Here is a 3,734-nt window from a genome sequence, read left to right on the forward strand (position 1 = left end):
GAAGCAAGCCCGTTCGGGCTTGATCCGTGCCGTGACGAGTTGCCTTGCCACGGCGCGTTTCTCGGTGGGCGTCACCGCTTTTTCTGAATCACGTCCTTCATCGCGTCGATTTCTAGACGCTGCTGACCCACAATCCGCAGGAGACGGGCGTTTTCCTTCTCCAAGCGACGAAGCCTGCGGGCTTGGTCAGCGCTGGTGTCGCCATACTTCTTCTTCCAAGTGTAGTAGGACGCGGTGCTGCATCCCAGGTCGCGGCAAAGCTCCTCGACAGGCTTATCGCCCTTTTTGGCGTCCTGGAGCAGCTTGATGATCTGGTCTTCGGAGAACTGACGGGTTTTCACAAGGGTGGCCTCGCTTTCCAGCCTAGGGCTGGGGGCGAGCCTGAGTCTCTAGTCCTGACCGTCCAGTTTTCGGGGGGCACTCCAAAGTCGCCTGCAGCCATCAGCCGCTTTCTCAATCACTACGAATGGGATCTCCGCGCGATCATCCGCGCCATGCGCCGCCATGCGTTAGAGCAATTCCAGCTNAAGTCGCCTGCAGCCATCAGCCGCTTTCTCAATCACTACGAATGGGATCTCCGCGCGATCATCCGCGCCATGCGCCGCCATGCGTTAGAGCAATTCCAGCTTTACCGCAGCCGTTTCACAGGGCGCTTTCCCAACATCGAACTCATTGTGGACATGACCTCCCTCCCCAAAGAGGGAAAATTCCCTCTGTTGGGCGGTTGGACACACCGCTTCAATGGTGTGACCGGCGTGCATTTGGTCGTGCTCTACATCTGTTGTGGAGAGGTGCGACTCCCCTGGTCATTCCTCATTTGGCGTGGCAAACACCAGACTTCACCGGCTGAATTGGCTCTCAAGATGCTCGCTCGTCTCCCGGTTGAGTTCCGGAAGGGCCGTACGGCCCTGCATGTTCTGGCAGATGCTGGGTTCAGTGGTCGGAAGTTCATTGCTGGGGTCCTTGATTTGGGCTTGACCGTCTCCGTCAGCATTCAGGCCAACAAGGTTATGGACACGGGTCTGGCCATCCGTCAGGTCCGTCGTCAAGGGCAGGCTATCTTCCTCAAGGACCTCCCGCAGATCCCTCTCTGGCTGTATTGGGTCTGGCTCCCGACCAAGACGGGAAGGGGCAAGGAAAAACGGTATGTGGTGTCCACCGTACAGTGGACACCTTCAACCATCCGCAAGAAAGGCCGTCGACGCTGGAGAATTGAGGCCCTGTTTAAGACGTTGAAAAGTCGGTTCGGGCTTCACAGATTTGGGCAACAAACCCGGCGTGGCGTCCTGCGCTACTTCTGCCTTTGCTTGCTGAGTTTTCTGCTCTGTCACTTTCAGGATCTCGAGGATGTGGAATCCGGTCACCGGACTTCTCCCTGGCCAGATTGGGGCGAACTCGCGGGCCGAGTTCGGGTTCAGTTCTGCGGTTTGGTGCGCCTTGCTGAGCTCGAGGCGGAGATCTTAAGCATTCGAACTGTCCTGGAAGGCGTTTTGCGGCTGTGAGCGCAAACTGCAAGATCTCAGGTACTGAGGGCAGCGAAGGCGACCAGCTGCACGAAGGCTTGCGGTGCAGCGCAAGCTATCAATCAACAGGACTGGGCCGAACGAACCGCACGATGGTCCGCGGAGCATTCCTGAGAGGCTATCGGGGAGTTGTGCAAGGGATGGTTGTGGACCAGCGACGGTATGGGTTTGCCACAGTCCCTCCTGGCCCCGCTGCCTACCCTGGAAGCAGGAGGGCGCTATGAAGGGTGTAAGCATTCATGTGATTCCGGATCACGGCATCGACCTTATTGCCATCAGCAACCAGGAGACCATCACGGTCGAGGACATCCGTAAGGCTGCCCGGGCCGTGAACGGCACGGACGAAGGCGTCGAGTACTTCATGACCCATCGTCACGCCGTGTTCGGGGACAGAACCGTGGATGAAGCAGTCGAGGCCGGTCAAGCACGGATCGTCTTGGGGGCATTGCTGAACGCTGCGGGCATTTGAGTCCACAGGATGGAGATGACCGGCCAGAGAGCCAGTGACGGACTGACCCACCACCTGGCTGCTGGCCTGCCTGAGACTCTCGACGGCGCCCCCATCACCGTTGACCCCATCGATGGCGCCCTCGTGATTCGGCCTCAGGCGCCGACCGGGGGCGCCCTAGCGCTGAACCCGAGGCGACCGGCAGTGAACCCAACTGCAAATGTAGAGATGCCCTCTTCTGCCGACAATGCACTCAGATGAGCCCGGTGGGCCTGACGGTCCTCACACCACACAGGAGTTACGACGACTTCGGGGGCTTCACCGTCGACCGTCGCGAGGTTCCGCAAGCCACGAATGGGAAGTCGGTGGTCCCTGAACTGTGGATCCGCGTTGTCGGCAGCCAGAATTTCTGGCCCCTTCTCGGCATCCGCGAGGGCGTCAAAAGCGACCCCAGCATCTTCCCGGTTGCCATCGAAGTGCTCGCCCGAGGCCACTACCGCGTCCACACCACCTTCGACACCAGCATCGAAGCCCTCCTCGCCGGTCAGACCCCCACCCACAACGTTCACGAGATCCGTGCCGGAGGCCAGACATGACCCCACCCCAGACCCGCGCCCACCTCCAGCAACGTGCAGGCGACGCCCTCAAGCAAGACGGCCCCGGTGCCCTCGTCACCTTCCGCCTCCCCTTCGACCCCACCGCTCCGGACGCCCTGCCCGTCACGCCGACGCTCCTCGCGCCCCGCCTCGGCCGCGACGTGGAGACGGGAGAACTCGTGTACGGCCTCCCCGCTGCTACCCTGCTCTAACGCCCAACCCCACTCCCCACGCGCCCCTCCGGACCCCCGGACGGGGCGCGTTCCTGTGGCGGACCTGGCCCCTCCCCGCGCCGCCGCGAGAGGTCCCTCTACGCTCCCCCAGGTCATACCAGGGAGCGAAAGGAGACCCCCTGCCCACGCCCTATTTCCTTCATCGCATCACGGTCCACATCGACGGCCGCACCCACCGCTTTCACCTGGAAAACGCCACGCGCAAGGAGTGCGCCGCACGCGCCGCCCAGCGCTATGGCCTCGAACTCCACAAGGGTGCCCCCACCGCCAAGGGGCTACGCACGACCTTCCAGGCGCAGCGGCGAGCCGACAAAGCCCCCTGCACGATTACGGTGCAACCCGACTCTCCAGAGGACTCCGGCCTCTGAAGGAGAACGACTCCGCATGCCCAGCCTCACCGACCGCGCCCCGAAAGCGACTGCCGACGAACGCGCCCGGCGCCTCACCCACGCCGCCTCCCCCGACGGACAACGCCACCAGGTCAAGCTCGCTGCGGCCAGGGAAGCCCACCGTCAGGCCGCCCGCACTCGCCTCGTTCGGGCACTCGTGAACACCCGCGAACTCTCCCCCGATCAGGCACAAGCCACGGTGCCCGAGGACGCGCAACCTGCCCAACCGGTCACGGTTGACGGTCTGAGTTTCCGAGCAGCGGCGAACGGAAGCGAGCACGCGCTGGAGTGGCACGCCCTGCCGGACCGCTCCTCACCGGACGCCTGGGTGCATGTCATGGACCTCGAACACCTGAGTCGCCTGCTGCTCCAGCAGGGCCACACGCTGCCACCTCCAGGCCCCTCTTGATCGCGTCTTCCCACCACAGTCAGCGCGTCCCAACTCCGTAACGACCCCAGCCCCCAGGAGCCTCATGTCCCGATCCCGACGCCCCCATCCGCCCCGCCAACCCGACCCCGCCGAGGCGCTCGCGATGTACCTGCCC

Annotated in this window: 6 protein-coding genes; 5 read left to right on the plus strand and 1 reads right to left on the minus strand. The window is 63.1% G+C overall.

Features of this window, described 5'->3' with window-relative positions; all coding sequences use genetic code 11:
• Positions 1–71 precede the first annotated feature (71 nt).
• Positions 72–341, minus strand: coding sequence for a transposase (locus QOL99_RS15740; RefSeq protein WP_285525211.1), 270 nt, complete (start codon positions 339–341; stop codon positions 72–74).
• Between the two features lie 339 nt (positions 342–680).
• On the opposite strand from QOL99_RS15740, the gene QOL99_RS15745 reads away from it, so the two are divergent.
• From QOL99_RS15745 to QOL99_RS15765, 5 genes are all read left to right on the plus strand, one after another.
• Positions 681–1,502: a transposase gene (locus QOL99_RS15745; RefSeq protein ID WP_456318871.1), complete on the plus strand. Its 822-nt coding sequence runs from the start codon at positions 681–683 to the stop codon at positions 1,500–1,502.
• 241 nt (positions 1,503–1,743) lie between these two features.
• A complete protein-coding gene (locus tag QOL99_RS15750) occupies positions 1,744–1,992 on the plus strand; it encodes a hypothetical protein (RefSeq protein ID WP_285525213.1) in 249 nt (82 codons plus the stop codon).
• 236 nt (positions 1,993–2,228) lie between these two features.
• Positions 2,229–2,567 carry a hypothetical protein gene (locus tag QOL99_RS15755; RefSeq protein ID WP_285525215.1) on the plus strand — a complete coding sequence of 113 codons (339 nt, stop codon included), beginning with the start codon at positions 2,229–2,231 and terminating at the stop codon, positions 2,565–2,567.
• The gene (locus QOL99_RS15760; protein WP_285525217.1) at positions 2,564–2,779 is read left to right on the plus strand and encodes a hypothetical protein; all 216 of its coding nucleotides are present in this window, start codon (positions 2,564–2,566) and stop codon (positions 2,777–2,779) included. Before QOL99_RS15755 ends, QOL99_RS15760 begins: the two co-directional genes overlap by 4 nt.
• 405 nt (positions 2,780–3,184) lie before the next feature.
• Complete coding sequence (locus QOL99_RS15765; protein WP_285525219.1) at positions 3,185–3,598, plus strand: hypothetical protein; 414 nt, start codon at positions 3,185–3,187, stop codon at positions 3,596–3,598.
• Positions 3,599–3,734 lie beyond the last annotated feature (136 nt).

This window comes from Deinococcus rhizophilus, assembly GCF_030271215.1.
Classification (GTDB): domain Bacteria; phylum Deinococcota; class Deinococci; order Deinococcales; family Deinococcaceae; genus Deinococcus; species Deinococcus rhizophilus.